Below are 19,222 nucleotides of genomic sequence, written 5' to 3' on the forward strand. Positions count from 1 at the left end.
TCCGAACATTTGCTTAGTGTTGAACAGTTATTGTTCAATTTTCGTTCCAAACTATGAGGTAATTATAAAACTACGGTTTGGCATCGTCAATACTTATGTAAGGTATTTTTTAAACGTATGTGAGGTATACTTACAAGTTTAAACATTTGTTCACATTTAAGGCTTTACATTCGATCACAAAAGCCGAGATACCTTGTGTATCAAGGCTTCTCGGCTTTTTCGATTTACATATTGATTATATTTTCCACTCTGCGAAGGCCGCTGCAGGCTCCTTCGAAGTATTAAATTGCTTGCCTACTAGCGGTGCTAGTTTCTCTAAATCCTTTAACAAATTAGCGAATTGATCCGGGAATAAGGACTGTACGCCATCACCTGTCATCGAATTATCCGGATCGGTGTGCATTTCTACGATTAATCCGTTAGCTCCGGCTGCAACAGATGCTTTCGACATCGGTTCTACCAATTCGCGGCGGCCTGTACCGTGGCTAGGATCCGAGATTACAGGCAGATGGCTAAGCCCTTGCAGGACTGGGATCGCCGATAAGTCGAGTGTGTTTCTTGTGTAAGTCTCGAACGTTCGGATTCCGCGCTCACATAACATAACATTCGGATTTCCACCAGCAAGGATGTATTCTGCTGCATTAAGGAATTCGTCATAAGTTGAGCTAAAACCACGTTTGAGCAATACCGGTGTCTTAATCGTCCCAAGCTTGCGAAGCAGATCGAAGTTTTGCATATTGCGAGTACCCACTTGAAGAATATCCGCATATTCCGCACATATATCAACGTACTCTGGCGTCATAACCTCAGTGATTGTCAGCAGGCCATGTCTTTTGCCCGCTTCCGCCATCATAATCAAGCCTTCAACACCTACACCTTGGAAGCTGTATGGACCCGTACGAGGCTTAAACGCACCACCGCGCAGCACCTGTCCGCCTGCCGCTTTCACAAGACGAGCAATTTCATCAATTTGTTCCGGTGATTCAACCGCGCAAGGACCGCCCATAATGACCAGGTTATCTCCGCCGATCTTAACGCCTTTAATATCAATGATTGTATCGTCCGGGTGGAAGTCACGGCTCGCAAGTTTGTAGGACTTCGAAATTTTGATAACGTTCTCTACGCCTTTCATCTGACGCAAGTGCTCAGCAAGTGTTGGTTCTGCTTTACCGATAATACCGATTACTGTACGATCTGTACCTCTTGACACATGGGCTTGCACGCCGGATCTTTCAATATAATTGACAATCTCCTGAATACGTTCTTCGGATATGTTTTGATTAGTAATTGCGATCATGTTCATCTCTCCTCTTTTTCACTTCAACGCTTATACGCTTCTTAGCTTTTATGCTTTGTGGCTTTTATGCTTTTACTCGTTAAAGTAAATATACACGAGGAGTACCCTTTTCGTCAACAAGAAATTTGCTTCGAAAGCATGCAACTACGTAAGTGAATATTCTTACGATCGCTGTGCTGGTCGGATTCCTTGAACAAGTATCCCGAAGGTTGGAATCCGACCACCAAGGCGAACGCTCCGCTTCTCCAGAACATTCACTTACTCCGTTGCACTCTGTGCAATTAGCCTTTGAAACTTCAAAGGGCACTTAAAAACAAACAAAAGGGCACAACCATAGGACATCTCCCATTAGTTGTACCCTAACTGTTTATTAAGCCTCTGCTGGGCTTGCGACCGTTTTAGTACGAATCGTAGGAAGCAGTTTGTTTTTGTTAACCGTACGTTTGATCTCCCACGTGTCTGGGTTCGCATTGTCATACTGCTCCAGGTAGGCGATTACTTCTTTTGTAATCGGTGTAGGAGTAGATGCACCTGACGTTACAGCAACGCGCTCGATACCAACAAGCCACTCCTGCTTGATCTCCGAGACGTCGGCTACACGATAAGCAGTTACGCCGGCAATCTCCTCGGATACTTGTGCGAGACGGTTAGAGTTATTACTGCGCGGGTCGCCTACAACAATACACAGCTGTGCTGCGCCTGCTTGTTCTGCGACAGCTTCTTGTCGTACTTGAGTTGCTAGGCAGATCTCATTATGGATCTCAGCCTTTGGATACGTCTCAATAAGCTTGCTAATGATCAGGCGGATATCCCATTGCGACATCGTCGTCTGGTTCGTAATAATAATGCGGCCCTCGGGCACATTAAGCTTCGCAATATCCTCAACGCGTTCAATCAGGTGAACACGGTCCGGTGCTACGCCAATTGCTCCTTCCGGCTCGGGATGACCCTTCTTGCCGATATAAATAATATGATAGTCCTCGGCCACTTTCTCCCGAATCAAATCATGCGTCTTTGTCACGTCCGGACAAGTCGCATCTACGACCGTAAGACCCTTCTCACGGGCACGGTTCCGTACTTCCGGAGATACACCATGGGCGGTAAAAATAACAGTCCCTTGCTCAATCTGCTCCAAAATTTCAAGACGATTTTCGCCGTCAAGCGTAATAACGCCTTCCTGCTCGAATGCATCGGTAACATGCGCATTATGAACAATCATGCCGAGAATATAAATGGGACGCGGGAGGTCCAAGTTTTTTGCTGTTTGCAAAGCAAGCACCATTGCATCTACGACGCCATAGCAATAACCTCGCGGCGATATTTTAACAATTTCCATCTATTGCACCTGCTTTCTCTATAACGAACGTTAGGCTTCGTTTTGATCCGTTCCTTCCATTATAATCGAAGCAGGCTGGGGGGAAAAGTCTATTGGCAGCCAAATAATAAACGTGGACCCTTCTTCCTCCCTCGTTGTGACCTCAATAGAGCCTCGATGCTCGTCAATAATCCATTTAGCTATGGACAAACCAAGCCCTGTTCCTACGGTCTTTCCGCGTGATTCATCCGCTCGATAGAAGCGGTCGAAGATATGTGGAACTTCCTCTGGATTCATGCCAATACCTGTATCCCGAATAATGATACCAAGCTGGTTTTCTTTGGTGATTGCCGTCATCTCAATCCAGCCATGTGGTGTATATTTGAAGGCATTCTCAATAAAGATGAACAACAGCTGCTGTAAATAGTCCGCATTACCGTGTACCTGATAACCGTCCAATGCCGACAGATCACCAATCCGCCATTCTGCACTACGGGGAAGTAAGCCCGCTCTACGTCCAACCTCTTCTACGAGAGGCATCATCTGTACGTTCGTCTTCTCCATTTCATAACCCGCATCCGCTCTTGCTAAAGCAAGCAGATCATTAACAAGGGTGGACATGCGTCTGGCCTCTGATGAAATGTCCTGCATGGCCTCGTTAGAAAGCTCCCATCTCTGAGAATCAAGCGCAAGGACAATATCTCCCGCTTCACCATCCTCAAGCTTCTTCGACCACATACGCTGCAGCAGTTCAATGTTCCCTCTAATGGTTGTGAGTGGAGTTCGAAGCTCATGAGAAGCATCCGAGACGAAACGCCGCTGGGCTTTGTACGATTCATCAAGACCGTTATAAGCGATTTCAATACGAGACAACATAATGTTCAAGGTATACACAAGTCGGCCTATCTCATCCTTAGGTCCTTCTATTGGAATTCGAACGCTAAGATCAGAGCCAACTTGAATTTGCTCAGTCGTGCGGATAACACGTTCAATCGGCTGCAAGGCCTTTCTTGCCAGGAATAACCCTATTGTGAAGGCCAAAATCAAACAAATGAGCGAAGACATAATAAGAATGAATCGGAGTCCTGTCAGATACTTCTCTTCGCTGACGATAACGGTGCCAATCTGAAGCAGACCAATCAGTTCTTGGTCTTTTGTATTATTATATATCGGCCTCTGATAAATCAGGAAAGGAACTTCCCCTTCATTGGTTTTGAGATAAGTTTTTACATAGCCATAACCAGGATTGGTCTTTGCTTCTGGAATTGGATATTTAATACCGCTGCTTTGTAATGCTCCAGAGGCTTTAATGACACCTTCCTTATAATTTACTAACTGCAAATAAAAATCTTTATCTACAAATATTGATTTTTTTTCAATATTAAGATCCATCTGATTCAAGCCGTACTCATACTTTAAAACATTATAATCGAGCGCCTGTTCACGCAGCTGATCCTTCATATCGTTGTACGTATTCATATTAATAAAAAAATAAATAGCGACACATAACACGATCAATGCTGCCGCAAGGATGCCGGAAAACCATAAAGTTAGACGAAGCCGGATCGTCATGCGTTAATCAACCCTCTCCCCGCAATACATAGCCGGTACCACGAACGGTCTGAATAATACGTTTGGCTCCGCCTTCCTCCAGCTTCTGACGGAGCATAGCAATGTACACTTCAAGCACGTTTGACTCACCGCTAAAGTCGTAACCCCAAATTTTCTCCATAATGGCATCTCTCGTCAGTACACGGCGTGGATTTTGCATAAACAACAGCAGCAGGTCGTACTCCTTCGCTGTTAGTTCAATTCTTCTGCCGGAACGGATAGCTTCACGGGAATCCAGATCCAGTGCCAAGTCATCAAATACAATCTTGTTGCTGTTTGCTTCATCAATTTTATCCGGTTTACGGCGCAGCAAAGCACGGACCCGGGCAAGCAGTTCCTCCAGAGCGAATGGTTTGATCAAATAATCATCTGCGCCAGCATCCAGTCCTTTTACCCGGTCTGAGATATCGTCCTTCGCCGTCAGCATAAGGATAGGCACCGTGCTGCCGCCTTCCCTTACACGCCGGCATACTTCCCAGCCGTCAACTTGAGGCATCATCACATCAAGAATAAGCATGTCCGGGTCCGCAGTTAAGAGCATCTTCAATCCTTCCATGCCATTGCTTGCAGTCGTAACTTCATAACCTTCAAACGCCAAACTTCTTCTTAATAAAGAAGTAATCTTATCATCGTCATCTACAACCATTATGTGATGTCTCATTTTCAATTCTCCCTTTGTATAACTTATCTGCTAAAAAAGAAGCGCAGAGTCTATCTTACTCTGCGCTTACTTTATTACTTACTCCGCGTTAAATTCGTTGCGGTTGCCAATCTCGACTGTCAGATCCATCTTTTCACCTTTACGAACAATGTTCAATACAGCTTTGTCTCCAACCTTACGCTTTTGGATCTCAGCAATTAGTGCCTGTGTATTGCTATATGTCTTACCATCGATGCCCAAGATAACGTCAAATTGTTTCAGGTCCGCAAGATAAGCCGGAGAATTGTAGTATACGTTGCTTACGATCGAGCCTTGAGCTTTATCCATGCCAAGCTGCTTCGCAATCGCATCTGTTACATCACCAAGCTCTGCTCCAATGAACGGAACCGGCTCTTTTGGCACTTCTTTATTGTTCTTCAGCGTATCAAGAACTTCTTGAATCGTACTTGTCGGAATCGCAAAGCCGATACCTTGTGCCTGCGAGCTAACCGCTGTATTAATACCAACAACTTCACCCTTAGTGTTCAGGAGAGGACCGCCGGAATTACCTGGATTAATGGAAGCATCTGTCTGCAGCAAATGTTTATACTCGCGAGTGCCATCTGTGTCTTGAATATCGATTGGACGTTCCTTTGAACTCAATACGCCAACTGTTACTGTATGGTCAAAGCCGTACGGGTTACCAATTGCAACAACCCAATCACCGATGTTGATATCATCCGAGCTTCCTAATGGAAGGGTAGGAAAGGCTTTATCGCCTGTAACTTTCAGTACTGCAAGATCAAGGTCAAAGCTAGAACCAAGCAGCTCTGCTGTAAACGGCTTATCATAACCTTGAACGGTTACTTCGATTTTATCGGAATCAGCAACTACGTGCTGGTTCGTCAAAATATAACCATCTGATTCAAAGAAGAAGCCAGTACCGATACCTGCAGCTTGCAGGTTGCTGTCATCGCCTTTGTTGTCTTCCGGTTGAGTCGCTTCCGGTGCATCTTCACCGAAGAATTGACGGAAGAATGGGTCATCCAAGATGCCGCCGCTGCCGCTGCTGTTGCGGGAAGCAGGCTTCACATAGGTTTCGATCTTAACGACCGCCGGACTTGCTGTCTCGAACAGCTTGCCGAAGTTATCTGGTCTTGCTGCTGCTACAGAAGCGCCGCCATTACTTGTTGTTCCGGCTGTTGTTCCCGATCCGGCATTCGAACCATTACTTGCATTCTCGGAGGAGAACACCGAATTGCTAGTAAACCAGTTATTCGTATCAGATGCATACATTAATCCGCCCATCAAACCGCCAACTACTACAACTCCAGCGAGGAAAGCCACGAATAACCCTTTAATTGGGCTTTTCTTACGTGGTTCACGTGCCTGCCATCCACTCTTCCCGGATTGCTGGCTATAAGTAAAAGGCCTCATTGGTACAGGTGGCGTTACTTCTACATTCGGCTGCTGGTCAAACTCAGGCTCATCACCTGGTTGTGCCGAATAAGGAGCTTCGTATGTCCGCTCTTCTTGTGGAGAGTTAGAAGATCTGGAAGGAACCGAAGCTCCATTATCTTCTTGAGCCGAAGATTTGAAAGGCCCATATGAATAATAGTAGGAAGTTTTACTTGGCGTTTCCGATCCTTCTGCCGATACATTATCATCTTCTTCGCGTGGATCGTTCTCTTCACCATTTGCCCGATTTTGAAAGAAATCGTCGTATTTTTTGTTCTGATCGTCCATATCCGTTCTCCTCCTTGATCTATTCCATAAAGCAGCCGAATCTTTCATTCATCGGCGCTCTCTAAATCCTGTATCCCTATCATGCACATTCTACCTTAAAACAAACTTAAAATGAATTAAAACGAACATAAAAAAAACGTCTTTCGACGTTATTTCTATGCACTTTTCGTGTTACTCTACCAAACTCCCCTTCTTCAATAGAGAGCTTGGCGTGCCATATTTTATTGGGGGAAAAGCTTCTCAACCTCTGCCAATACCTGCTGTGCCTTATCAATCCATCGCGGATCAATATGTGCATCAGGATTGGAAGGAGCTTGAAATTGATCAAATAGAGCACCTACCACCCGGGCGCTCGCTTCAGGATCATTGCCCTCCTGGTACTCATGCCTCAGGACATACGGCGTTCCTAGTGTAATAATCGCATTTGTATCCGCGGTCACATCAACCACGTTGCCATTCGTCACTTGAAAAGGCAGGCGAAGCCATACTTTATTCTCGTTGTCCAATGCCCGGTCGAAGGATCCGTTGGTATAGTCCCAGTTACCGCCGAGCGAGAATTGATGCTGCTCAAGCCAATCTCTGGAATCGGTGAATGCTTGCTGACGGGCTTCCAATGTTGATGAAAGTGGAATCATGACAGTTCAGCTCTCCTTTGGCATAACTTGCTTTGAATAACTGCTAAAGGATAATATGTCCCGTCATCCTGCCGTTTATGTGTTCTTTACCCAGCCTTTACGATGAGCAAGAACCGCAAGCTGCGTCCGGTCATCCAGTTCGCATTTCATTAGAAGATTGCTGACATGGGTTTTGACGGTTTTGATACTAATATGAAGCTCCTCACCAATTTCCTTATTCGAGCGGCCTTCGGCAATCAAGAGCAGTACTTCCTTCTCCCGCTCTGTTAAATCCTCATCACCGGATTGGGCGGTGCGCTGGCGAAGTCCTCTCGTGAGTGCCTGAGAGACGTCCGCTGTCATGACAGGCATACCTTTAACCGCACCGTGCAGCGCATAAATCAGTTCCTCTGCTGACACTGTCTTTAAGACGTAACTGACCGCTCCGGCTTCAATCGCCCCATATACTTTATCATCCTCGAGGAAGCTGGTTAGCATAACGATCTTCAAATCAGGATACTTTGCAATGATTTGGCGTGTCGTCTCTATACCATCCATTCCCGGCATCATCAAATCCATGAGGATAAGATCCGGAATACCTGCAGGAATACCCGCTTCCAGCATAGAAATAGCAGCCTGGCCGCTCCCAGCTTCAGCAACGACTTCAAATTTCGGCTCCAGCATCAAATACGTGCGAAGACCAATTCTCACCATATCATGGTCATCCACAATCATTACTTTTAACGTATTAGTCCCGTTCATCGTTACCATTCCCCCGCCATATTTTTGGTATCGTTACCTTCACTCGCGTGCCGCTTCCCGGCTTGCTTAGAATCTCAGCTAACCCGCCTAACTGCTGGGCCCGTTCCTGCATCGTTGATAGACCATAAGAGCCGCGTCTTACTTGATCAGCCCGGAAACCTGCCCCGTCATCCTGCAGACTTAGTACAACTTGGCGTTCATTCTCCGTCAAAGTCAATGAGCAGCTTTGTGCTCCAGAATGCTTCACAACGTTCGCCATCGCTTCCTGGACAATAAGGAATAACTGATGCTCCTTCGCTTCAGTTAACGCATCTGTCAGACGCCAATCAAAGACACCCTGAAACCCATTCTGCCGGCAATAATCAGGAAACCACTTATCCAGTGCTTCATGCAGCGTACGTCCTTCGAGTTCCATCGGTCTAAGCTGTGCAATAAAGATTCGCATTTGCTTTTGCGCAAGCGTTGACATCTGGATCAACTGATCGAGCACCGAAGCCGCACGTTCCTGATCAATTTCTTGAAGCTTCGGCAGCGAAGAAGCACACATATGCATCGCGAATAGCTGCTGACTGACGGTATCATGCAAATCTCTTGCGAGACGTTTCCGTTCCTCCTGCACAGCAGCTTCATTCGAAGCAGTCTGGGTCATGACTTGCTCTTCCCCTGTCATCTGGAGCCGCTTCATCCGCTCTTCCATCAAACTCGCAAGCTCATTAAACTCACGATACAGCTCTGAAAAAGAAAAGTCTCCTGATTCCGTAATCCGAACCTCAAAGTTTCCGTTCACCGTCTGCTTAAGAGCTAGCTGAAGCGTGTCAATTCGTCGTTGTATAACTCTGCCGGTCCAATAACCGAAGGCTGCACTGACAAGCAGAAAGACGGAGGCAGCGCCGTAGCGCACTTCCGTCTGTACTTCGCCACCGTTAGATAATCCTGTCCATACGACAATCGCACACAGCAGCGCCGTTACCGAAGAGGCAACAAACATGGTGAGCAGCTGCCATTTGCCGCCGCGGAACAATCGAACCATCATAATAATTAACCCACCTTCGTAACGCGAACATCGCCGATAAATGTGCTTACGACGAGTTTGATTTTTTTATCGGTTTCCGAGTAATGAGGAGAATGGATGTTAATGCTCTTGAACATTCCGCCTTCCTTCTGACCCAGAATCTTTACATCCCCTGCAAACGCACTTGATATGACTTGTATGCCTACCTCATAATCGTTCGGGACATAAACCTTCACATCGCCTATAAAAGAAGAGATACAAATCTTCGTCTCGCCAAACGGAATTTGGGCTTTCGTCAGATCAACAATGGTATCGCCGATAAAATGCGATATATTAAGCGGCTTCAGCTCCCAATAATCCTGGCCGATATGAATATCCCCGATAAATCCAGACCTCGACTGTGCATTAGGATCATTATTCCAATATTCAAAGGATCCGTGCTTGGAATGATGCTGCTTGCGCCATTGATCCTTCATCTGCTGCTTATGAGCTCTAATATGGTGCTTCTGTGCATTCAATTGCTGACGCAGCTCATGCTTGAAGTTGTGGCTCCGCCTTACATGATGATAAGGTCCTCTTCTGAGATCAGGCTCGGGCGTATCACTCTCATTAGGATCCGTAAAGGCCTTTCTCGGGTTATCCGAGTTATTCGGAGTTTCTTCTTCATCTACCTTCGTTGGATCCGGATGAAGAGGCGGCGCGGAAGGAATATCACCTTTATAATCCGTATAAGAATTGTAAGATTTCCATTCGTCATCATATTGAGGTGGTTCTTGATGACGATGACGCGGTCGGCGTAAAAAGTTGAGTCCAATCAAAATGATAATAATTGGCCACGCGTAGGAAACGATGTCACCAAACGACCAGGAAAACCATTCCAGGTTATGACCAAGAAAAACAAATCCGATAAGAATCATCATCCCTGACCACCAGCCTGAGCCGGAACCGTGACGTCCTGCAACAAGTCCATGCAGACCAATCCAGAGCAGAACGACAGGCCAATAATTAGAGATAATCTCGCCAATACTAATATCGAATTGAATTACGTCCAATTGTCTTAATAGGAAGATCACGCCTATTGAGATAATGACGAGACCCGACAATAACCGGTTTAAAAAGCTCCCATTCAATTTATTCAACTCCCTGCCAGTGCTTCAGAATGTCTTATTGTTACTAAGTATATCTAATGAAAGATAGCTTATAAAGGGACGGCCGATTGAACTTTGCATCGGTCTCGAGACTGAGAACAAGGGTTTTACAAAAAAATAGCTGACATACGTCATAAAACATCACGCAAACACGTTGACATTACTCACTTCGCCTATTTATAATGGTGAGCGGATTCATAGAGACAGAGAAACCTTACATCATTTCATACTATGAACAACAGGAGTTGAATCAATGGATGTAGCAGAACTGTCGAGAGGGCTGGACACCGTCTGGGTTGTCTTGACAGCAGCAATGATTTTGCTGATGGAAGGCGGATTTGCCTTGCTCGAAGCCGGATTTGTCCGGCAGAAGAATGCTGTCAGCATTATTATGAAAGTCTTCGTCGACATTGTTTTTGGCGCACTTGTTTTTTACTTCTTCGGCTTTGCTATCATGCACGGCAAGGACATTGGTGGTTTGTTTGGTTCAACGGGATTCATGCTTAATGGTGATTTATCTCACATCAATCTCAATATTTCCCATGAAACCTACTGGTTTTTCCAATGCGCCTTCGTTATCGCGGTAATCTCTATCGTCTCCGGTGCCGTTGCTGAAAGAATTCATTTCCGGGCTTATATTCTGTTGACCATTGCAATGACGGGCATTATATATCCACTTGCCGGCCATTGGGTATGGGCAATCGACGGCTGGTTAAGCAAGCTAGGGATGATTGATTTTGCCGGTTCAGCAGTTATCCATGCTCTTGGCGGTTTTGCTGCACTTGCAGCTACCTTATTCATCGGTCCTCGGATCGGTAAATTTTCGCCAGACGGTAAAGTGAACATTGTATCACCTTCCAATCTTCCTCTTGCCTCAGTTGGAGCATTTATTCTATGGTTCGGCTGGTTTGGCTTTAATGCAGGCAGTACGTTAAGTGCGACAAATGCTGCAATCGGCCACATCGCGATTACAACTATGCTGTCCGCTTCTGCGGGCGGCGCAACTTGTATCTTGTTCACCATGTTCCGTTATCGGAAAGCCGACCCGCCAATGGTCATTAACGGTTCGTTAGCTGGTCTTGTCGGGATTACTGCTGGCTGTGCTTATGTATCAGAAGGAGCAGCGATTTGGATTGGAGCCATTTGCGGCATTGCGATGGTGCTCGTCACTGAATTCATGGAGCGCAAACAAATCGACGATCCGGTTGGAGCTTTTGCCGTACACGGAATCAGCGGTAGTATAGGTACACTGGCAGTTGGTCTTTGTGCGATTCCAGCGCTTACAAAAGACTCAGGCCAAGGCTACTATGGCCTTCTATACGGAGGCGGCTGGAAGCTCCTTGGCGCTCAGGCGCTTGGTCTTGTTGTTATTGCCATTTGGGGATTCGTCTTAACCTGGGGAGTACTCTGGCTGATCCGCCGTATTATGCCAGTACGCGTATCCAAGGATGAAGAGCTTATCGGCCTTGATGTAGGGATACATGGTGTACCAGCCTACAGTCAGGAAAGCGACTTTATCGATGTTGATCACATTACAAGAAGCTAAACCAATCATAAAAGGCGTTCTCCACGTGGAGAACGCCTTTTATGTATAAGTAGAATTATTTTAATTATTTATATAGTTCATTAACCAAATCCACGGAAACAGACACAATGTCAGTTGGTGACGATACCTGGATCGAACGGGCATGCTCGATTTCTTGGCGGAGCGCACGTACTTGCTCCATTGGTTTTTTCACAAAATGAATGTACTCAACAGCCAAATGATGATCCGGCTTACGGCCGGACAAAATCCGCCGCAATGTCGACATGGACTGATAAGCCCGCTCTTCCTTCAGACGCCGCTTCTCATATCGTTCAACCATTTGCTCGATTTCCGCGATTTCCTGCTCTTTCTTCGTCACATAAGCATCGATGAAGGGCAGTACCTCCGCAGCTTTGCGATGATGGGACGCAGAATGATTCATATGAATAATTGGATCAGTCATGATAGCTCACCTGTCTTCATTGCGTTATTATTTCTCACATAACTAATAATACAATAAAGATCCGCTCTTGAAAACTCAAAATTATGTGACATCAGCAAATTTAACAAAAAGGAGGAACCATAAGGCTCCTCCTGTTGATTGGTTAAGTTGTTACTTCTGAGCTTTTTGAGTAGCTTGGTTCGACGCTTTGCCAGTTGCAGCATTTTGATTGAACTCTTCAGCGAATTCTGCGTTATGTTGGTTGTTTTGTGCTTTGTTGTTTTTGTTCTTAGCCATTGTAGTTATTCACCTCCCCGTCCATCCCTTAGTATGGCATAGCAAAGGCTTATTATTCAGATCTGAATTACGATTCCAGATAGGTTTGTGGGATCGGTTTTCCCGCTTCTACCGCACGATTAATCTGGTTAAGCCATGCCTGGGACAGCTTGCCGTTGCCTTTGCGAAGCACCTGAACGGCTACGGTACGCTTCCCCCACTGCTTATATACATCCTTTATCGTCTCAAAATATAAGTCGAGCCGGCGACCTTTAATGGCTGACCCGGTATCCGCTACTACACCGTACCCGTAACCAGGAATGTAGAGCAGCGTACCGATCGGGAACAGCTTCGTATCGGCGGCTATCGTCGATACTTGCCCCCGTCTGACTTTTACCCCTGAATAAGTAATCCCGTACTGCGGATGTCCCGGACGTTTGCCGGTTGACTCATAGCCTGCCGTATAACCGGTTGCCACGACCTGTACAGTCGACAGAGTCTGCTCGGCGATGGCTTCCACCGCTACGGGGTCTTTTTTGTCTGCTGGCGCAGCTGCGAGGCTTGGTGCCACACTTGACAGCATTGCCGCTATCGCTAGGCTTGAAATTATTTTTTTGCAAGTAAAAAAGCTTGTGACCATTTGGGCAGCTTCCTCCTCAGAAGAATATTTCCCAAACGGTCCAAGCTTTATTCATAACAATTAGATTGCTTTAGTTGCGATCTCTTGAGTAAGCAGCTCAATCAGCTCAGCTACCGGCTTCGCACCGATATCGCCTTCGCCGCGCTTACGCACCGACACAGCACCTGCCTGTGCTTCGTTCTCGCCTACAACCAGCATGTAAGGAGCCTTCTCAAGCTGTGCTTCACGAATCTTGTAGCCAAGCTTCTCGTTACGCAGATCGCTCTCAACTCGAATGCCTGCTTCTCTCAGCTTCTCTTCCACTTCACGTGCATACGCTTCGTACGCAGTTGATACAGGAATAACCTTAGCCTGTACAGGGGACAGCCACAGCGGCAATGCACCTGCGAAGTTCTCGATCAGGAAGGCAGTCATCCGTTCCATTGTACTGATGATACCACGGTGGATAACGACCGGACGATGCTTCTTACCGTCTTCGCCGATATATTCCAACTCAAAGCGGTCAGGCAGCAGGAAGTCGAGCTGTGCAGTCGACAGTGTCTCTTCCTTACCAAGCGCTGTCTTGATCTGAACGTCAAGCTTCGGACCGTAGAATGCCGCTTCGCCTTCTGCTTCAAAGAACGGCAGGCCAAGCTCTTCTACTACTTCACGAAGCATACGCTGGGACATTTCCCACATTTCGTCATTTTGGAAGTACTTCTCTGTATCTTGCGGATCCCGGTAAGACAAGCGGAAGCGGTACTCTTTAATGCCGAAGTCCTCATAGACCTTGCGGATCAGGTTCACAACGCGAGCGAACTCTTCCTTTATTTGGTCTGGACGGCAGAAAATATGAGCATCGTTTAATGTCATCGCACGAACGCGGTGCAGACCAGTTAATGCACCAGACATTTCATAACGGTGCATCGTACCCATCTCTGCAATACGAACCGGCAGATCACGGTAGCTTCTCATATCGCTCTTATATACCATCATATGATGCGGGCAGTTCATTGGACGAAGAACAAGTTCCTCGTTATCAAGCGCCATAGGCGGGAACATGTCCTCGCTGTAGTGCTCCCAGTGACCGGAGATTTTGTACAGCTCAACGTTAGCCAGAACCGGTGTGTAAACATGCTCGTAACCAAGACGCTCTTCAAGGTCAACGATGTAACGCTCAAGCGTACGGCGTACCTTAGCGCCGTTTGGCAGCCATAGCGGTAAGCCTTGGCCAACTTCGCGGGAGAACGTGAACATCTTCAGCTCTTTGCCGAGCTTACGGTGGTCGCGTTTCTTCGCTTCTTCCAAGAAGTGCAGATGCTCATCCAGCTCCGCTTTCTTCGCAAAGGCAGTTCCGTAAATACGCTGAAGCATCTTGTTCTTCGAATCGCCGCGCCAGTAAGCGCCTGCTACGCTAAGAAGCTTGAAGGCTTTAATACGGCCAGTGGATGGCAAATGTGGTCCACGGCAAAGATCGAAGAACTCGCCTTGGTCATACATAGTAATAACCGAATCCTCAGGCAGATCACGAATCAGCTCAAGTTTCAGGTTATCATCCAGCTCTGTAAAGATAGCAAGCGCTTCTTCACGGCTAACTTCACGGCGGCGAATGTTGAGGTTCTCGTTAATGATGCGCTGCATTTCTTTCTCGATCTTAGTCAGATCTTCCGGAGTAAGCGATTGATCCATATCGATATCGTAATAGAAGCCGTCCTCGATAACCGGACCGATGCCCAGCTTCACATTAGCGTTGCCATATAAACGTTTGATAGCTTGCGCCATCAAATGGGCTGTACTGTGACGATAGACCTCAAGGCCGTCTGCAGACTCGATCATAACGATCTCAATTGCGGAATCAGACTCGATTGGTGCGTACACGTCAACCACTTTACCATTGATTTTACCAGCGATAGCATTCTTGCGAAGTCCCGGGCTAATCGAGCCTGCTACTTCTTCAATTGTTGTTCCAGCTTCGTACTCCCGAATGGCGCCGTCTGGAAAAGTAACTTTAATAGACATTGAATTTCCCTCCTGAATGTTGGCATAGCATGCGGAATGAACGCAAAAAAGCACCCATCCCGCAAAGGGACGAGTGCTTGTATACTCGTGGTTCCACCCTACTTCGATTGCTGCCTCGATGTAATCTACAACGTTAAGCAATCCTTGTATTGATCTGATAACGGAGACATCCGGTGCAGCTTAGTAATGGTACACAATAATCGACCATGTTCAACTGCACAGCTACAAAGGGGTATATTCGCTAATGTTATGAAGGAAATTACAGCCGAGTTTCCTCTCTCTGGACCAACATTTGAAGCTAATACATGTCTTTGTCATTGCTGTTCGCATAGTTATGAGCATTATTATAGCCGCTCGACCCCCTAATCGTCAATAGATGCGGCTGTCAGGCTGGACGGATCCATTGCCTTCAAAGACAGGACTACAGGCTGGACATTGTGTACAGACGGATACCCGGTTATCAAATATCGTCTCGATTGTCCTTATTACCTGCATATCATCTTGTCTGGTATGAATCATAATATGCTTCGGAGATACGGCAATGAGCGAGCTGATCACCATATCTTCAATATTCATTTCGGTCTCCAGCATTTCAGCAACTAACTTGTCCGAGTGGGGCTTCGGTTCAAAAGGCTGAAACTTTTCATTGAACAGGACAAAATCATGGCTGCCTTTGTGTACAAGGTGAACGATAGGCACCTTCGATTCCTGCAAGCCTACAAAATATTTGAGCAGCGAAATAAACTCCTGGTATTGTTTATCAAGCACGTATTCATCCAAGGCATAATCAACAATCTCAGCTAATTCCGTCCGATAAGGCTGCAGTCTAAATGAAGTTAATCCGGTCAAGTTCAAAGCCGAATTCTCCTGCAGGTATCGGTCAATCTCATCGGCTACCTTCGTTTTGCGGCGCTGCCTGTCAGCATCAAGAAATCTCGTTCCAAGGCCATCCCATTCTGTACCGTGAAGCAGCTCGTGGCAGTATTTTTCGATAACAGGTGCGTCAATGGCGTGGTTATTCCTGTATTTTCTCCGAATGATGGCTGCCAGGATATGCGGCTCCATATCGGTTACGATGAATTCGGCTAGTGCCTTAGAAGCAGCTTGGTATACCGAATGGCTATGGTCAGCCAGATGAAAATAAGGCAGGATCGCTTGGCAGCTAATCTCCTTTTCTGATAGCAGCGTGTATTGTATGGCTTCTCCTTCGATGTGTGCGATATGTAGATCAGTTGTTGTGTACTCCGCCATCAACGCCGCTAATTGGGCAGCCGATTGCTCCATGTTCGAAGGCAGCGTTACGGTAAACAGCTCCATGAGCTCACCCCTTTCATTCCCCTTATCAGTATATGGCTGGGGGGTTGGGTATATACGAAAGGAGTGGTGGGAGTGATTGGAGATGGCTTGCATTTGTTTGCTGGTGGAGACCGCTGCGCAAGAATAACGTCCTTCCGATCGCCGTTGTTCCCGGATTTCTTCGATTCAAGCCGCTCAGCGGTTGAAATCCGGAGAACAAATGCGAACGCTCCGCTTCTCCAGTACGTTTTTCTCGCTCCGCCCCTCACCAGCTTGATGCGCCAAAACATCACTCCCCACTCTGGTTGGGGGGGAACAATGTTATTGCTATCCGTTTTCTTTCGGGCAGTTTCTTTCGGGCAGTAATAACTTTTTACTCTTGTCTTTCACCATGATGACTACGCTTAGTTCAATTGTTAGTCCAGTTGCTTCAACTCCCCGGCCCCACCCTGCAATACGAGAGGAGGTTATTCCGTTGGTTGATGGAGATAACTGTTTTTGTGGGTCAAGAGTTTGGGGCTTACGTCGTAGCAAAGCTTGATCTCAGGATGATCTAGGATGGAAAGATTTTTGACTGCAATCATATTGAAGCCGTGAGGCGGGCCTTCTAAGAAGACCCTGTCTGGTGGGATAATCTCGACAGGTTTGCCGGACATATCGACATTGGAGTTGTAGTCGCGCAAGGCGAAGATGTGGTAACCAAAGGACTGCAAATATTGGACGATGTCGCTCTGATCAAGACCGTTGCTCCAATCGACATAGCTGCGGTGAACCTCGAAGATAATGTTAGGAGCTTCTTCAGCCGGCAAATCGAGCTGGCTGCTGGCGCCTTGAAGAACGGTATACTCCAAACCTTCAATATCGAGCAGGATGAGATCGAGATGGCTGATTCCCTGCTCTTTTACATAAGTATCTATCGAAATCGTTCCGAAAACAGTGTTATCCTCCTGCCCCTTCATATCCGTCACCAGCTCTGCATGGGCAAAAGAATCGTCTCCGATCAGCTTTAGTTTTCCTTTTTCATTTTCCCACAAGCCTAGGCGCCATGCCTTAACGTTATCGATTTCATTTACTGCAGCGTTATGTCTCAGCATTTGATATTGATCTTTGTTTGGTTCAAAAGCATGAACCGTTCCGCCTCGCCCAGCAATCTCGCTCGCCACAATTAAGGCTTGATCACCAAAATAAGCTCCGCCAATTAAAACTTCCTTAGCTTGTTTTGAGAAAATAGACAGCAATTTGGTCGTCTGCGGTTCCCATACATGGTCGGGACAGACCGGTATTGAAAGCAAAAAATCACGAGCAATTTTAGTTCGATAATAGAAATCAAACTTTAATCCGTTCGCTATCTCTTTTCTCAAAATTGTATTCTCATTGTATATCGCATCAAGTATTGGAGCCGTTATTTCTTCCCTCACATTGATAGCCTGTTGGTGAAGCCGCTCTTCCATATGCTTAATTGCTGCAATTAATTTCTGCTGATTCATCCTTTCACAGCCTCCTTTATGTATGCTTGATCAAAAAAGAATATGTGAGGAACTGCCTGTTTAGTAGCTTCACAGACCAGCTGGCATAAAAAAAAGCATCCGAGCCCTGTTAACCAGGGGTCGAATGCCTTGTTTATAAATGAATTAGTTCTGCATGATGAAGTCTTTCGCAGCATGCTCATGATCATCGTACATTTTGATCGTATTGTATTTCGTGTCACGCTGTGCCGGGATTTTGCCCGATTCGCGAATAAGCTGAAGAATAGATTCAATGTTCACTTTATGAGTCGTGCCTGCAGCCGATACAACATTCTCTTCAATCATCGTACTGCCGAAGTCATTACAGCCATACGAGAGTGATTGCTTACCGATGTCAGGACCCATCGTCACCCAAGACGATTGGAAGTTATCGATATTGTCGAGCATAATGCGGCTGACTGCAACCATCTTCAAGTACTCTTCCGGTTTCGACTTCTCAACACGTTTCATGTTCGTGTTATCCGGCTGGAACGGCCAGCAGATGAAAGCGAGGAAGCCTTTCGAATCATAGCCGTTAGCGATACATTCATCCTGCGCATCACGGATGCGGAGCAAATGGAGTGCACGCTCCTCAGCTGTTTCACCAAAGCCGTATACCATAGTAGCCGTTGTGTTCATGCCATGACGATGTGCGGATTTCATAACATCCATCCAGTCTGTCCAAGAGCCCTTCAGACGGCTGATTTTACGGCGGGTACGGTCATCCAAAATTTCTGCACCGCCGCCAGGCAGCGAGTCTAGACCAGCTTCATGCAGCTGGCGGATAACCTCATCCAGCGATAAACCTTCGGAAACATCTTTCATTTTCTGAATCTCGGCTGGCGAGAAGGAATGCATGGTAATGTCCGGGAAATGCTGCTTAATCTCACGAAGCAGATCCGTATAGTACGAGAATGGCAGATTCGGGTTAGTTCCACCCTGCATCAGAATCTCAGTACCGCCTACATCAACAGTTTCTTGGATTTTATTAAGTATCGTTTCATTCGAAAGGACATAGCCCTCGTTCGAACCCGGCGCGCGGTAGAACGCACAGAACCGGCAGTACACATCACAAATATTTGTATAGTTGACGTTCCGGCCTACGACAAAGGTCGTGATCGGTTCAGGATGGCGTTTCAGCATAAGCTGATTCGCAACCTCGCCCATTTTTTCAATCTCATCGGATTCAAGCAGCGTTACACATTCGTCAAACGAAATACGTTCTCCAAGACGTGCTTTATCCAAAATCTGGTCCAACGTAGACATATCGTAAGACCTCCTTATCTTTTTCCGTTCTTAATAGCTATCAATTCATCCTATCATATCTCGTTCTTGTCCGTCATCTTTCGTATGTTACGGAAAAGCGAAAAAATACGGCCTGTCATGTACGACAGC

At 46.4% G+C, this 19,222-nt stretch carries 17 protein-coding genes and 1 other annotated feature; of the genes, 1 reads left to right on the plus strand and 16 read right to left on the minus strand.

The features are described 5' to 3' along the window. Positions 1-235 precede the first annotated feature (235 nt). The 9 genes from aroF to liaF form a co-directional block, all read right to left on the minus strand. Positions 236-1,297, minus strand: a complete 1,062-nt coding sequence (gene aroF, locus AC0YNT_RS01820; RefSeq protein WP_475803076.1) for a 3-deoxy-7-phosphoheptulonate synthase — start codon at positions 1,295-1,297, stop codon at positions 236-238. A gap of 370 nt (positions 1,298-1,667) precedes the next feature. Then, positions 1,668-2,633, minus strand: coding sequence for a 4-hydroxy-3-methylbut-2-enyl diphosphate reductase (locus AC0YNT_RS01825; RefSeq protein WP_475803077.1), 966 nt, complete (start codon positions 2,631-2,633; stop codon positions 1,668-1,670). A gap of 30 nt (positions 2,634-2,663) precedes the next feature. Next, entirely contained in the window at positions 2,664-4,184 is a 1,521-nt protein-coding gene (locus AC0YNT_RS01830) for a sensor histidine kinase (RefSeq protein ID WP_475803078.1), read from the minus strand. Positions 4,185-4,191: 7 nt separating this feature from the next. Continuing rightward, complete coding sequence (locus tag AC0YNT_RS01835; protein WP_167280433.1) at positions 4,192-4,884, minus strand: response regulator transcription factor; 693 nt, start codon at positions 4,882-4,884, stop codon at positions 4,192-4,194. Between the two features lie 78 nt (positions 4,885-4,962). After that, the gene (locus AC0YNT_RS01840) at positions 4,963-6,609 is read right to left on the minus strand and encodes a S1C family serine protease (protein ID WP_475803079.1); all 1,647 of its coding nucleotides are present in this window, start codon (positions 6,607-6,609) and stop codon (positions 4,963-4,965) included. Between the two features lie 221 nt (positions 6,610-6,830). Further along, positions 6,831-7,244, minus strand: a complete 414-nt coding sequence (locus AC0YNT_RS01845; protein ID WP_475803080.1) for a YugN-like family protein — start codon at positions 7,242-7,244, stop codon at positions 6,831-6,833. A 75-nt stretch (positions 7,245-7,319) separates the two neighbouring features. Next, the gene (locus tag AC0YNT_RS01850) at positions 7,320-7,985 is read right to left on the minus strand and encodes a response regulator (RefSeq protein ID WP_167280436.1); all 666 of its coding nucleotides are present in this window, start codon (positions 7,983-7,985) and stop codon (positions 7,320-7,322) included. Next, complete coding sequence (locus AC0YNT_RS01855; protein WP_475803081.1) at positions 7,972-9,018, minus strand: sensor histidine kinase; 1,047 nt, start codon at positions 9,016-9,018, stop codon at positions 7,972-7,974. The genes AC0YNT_RS01850 and AC0YNT_RS01855 overlap by 14 nt, the downstream gene beginning before the upstream one ends. A gap of 5 nt (positions 9,019-9,023) precedes the next feature. After that, complete coding sequence (gene liaF, locus AC0YNT_RS01860) at positions 9,024-10,127, minus strand: cell wall-active antibiotics response protein LiaF (RefSeq protein ID WP_475803082.1); 1,104 nt, start codon at positions 10,125-10,127, stop codon at positions 9,024-9,026. A 271-nt stretch (positions 10,128-10,398) separates the two neighbouring features. Here liaF and AC0YNT_RS01865 point away from each other — a divergent pair, with 271 nt between their 5' ends. Further along, positions 10,399-11,691: an ammonium transporter gene (locus tag AC0YNT_RS01865; protein WP_475803083.1), complete on the plus strand. Its 1,293-nt coding sequence runs from the start codon at positions 10,399-10,401 to the stop codon at positions 11,689-11,691. Between the two features lie 64 nt (positions 11,692-11,755). Here the strand turns inward: AC0YNT_RS01865 and AC0YNT_RS01870 are convergent, their stop codons facing one another. The 7 genes from AC0YNT_RS01870 to mqnC all read right to left on the minus strand — a co-directional run bounded on the left by AC0YNT_RS01870 (position 11,756) and on the right by mqnC (position 19,093). Continuing rightward, positions 11,756-12,133 (minus strand): hypothetical protein, encoded by a 378-nt coding sequence (locus AC0YNT_RS01870; protein ID WP_167280439.1) that lies wholly within the window; start codon positions 12,131-12,133, stop codon positions 11,756-11,758. A gap of 150 nt (positions 12,134-12,283) precedes the next feature. Next, positions 12,284-12,409, minus strand: coding sequence for a hypothetical protein (locus AC0YNT_RS01875; protein WP_475803084.1), 126 nt, complete (start codon positions 12,407-12,409; stop codon positions 12,284-12,286). Positions 12,410-12,476: 67 nt separating this feature from the next. Beyond that, complete coding sequence (locus AC0YNT_RS01880; protein ID WP_167280440.1) at positions 12,477-13,028, minus strand: 3D domain-containing protein; 552 nt, start codon at positions 13,026-13,028, stop codon at positions 12,477-12,479. 60 nt (positions 13,029-13,088) lie between these two features. Next, positions 13,089-15,026, minus strand: a complete 1,938-nt coding sequence (gene thrS / locus AC0YNT_RS01885) for a threonine--tRNA ligase (protein WP_475803085.1) — start codon at positions 15,024-15,026, stop codon at positions 13,089-13,091. A gap of 62 nt (positions 15,027-15,088) precedes the next feature. Beyond that, positions 15,089-15,353: a binding site (T-box leader), on the minus strand. 42 nt (positions 15,354-15,395) lie between these two features. After that, positions 15,396-16,343, minus strand: a complete 948-nt coding sequence (locus tag AC0YNT_RS01890; protein ID WP_167280442.1) for a putative sporulation protein YtxC — start codon at positions 16,341-16,343, stop codon at positions 15,396-15,398. A gap of 446 nt (positions 16,344-16,789) precedes the next feature. Beyond that, entirely contained in the window at positions 16,790-17,809 is a 1,020-nt protein-coding gene (locus AC0YNT_RS01895; protein WP_475803086.1) for an FkbM family methyltransferase, read from the minus strand. A gap of 144 nt (positions 17,810-17,953) precedes the next feature. Continuing rightward, positions 17,954-19,093: a cyclic dehypoxanthinyl futalosine synthase gene (gene mqnC / locus AC0YNT_RS01900; protein WP_167280444.1), complete on the minus strand. Its 1,140-nt coding sequence runs from the start codon at positions 19,091-19,093 to the stop codon at positions 17,954-17,956. Between the last annotated feature and the right edge of the window lie 129 nt (positions 19,094-19,222).

The organism is Paenibacillus sp. J22R56 (assembly GCF_056269375.1).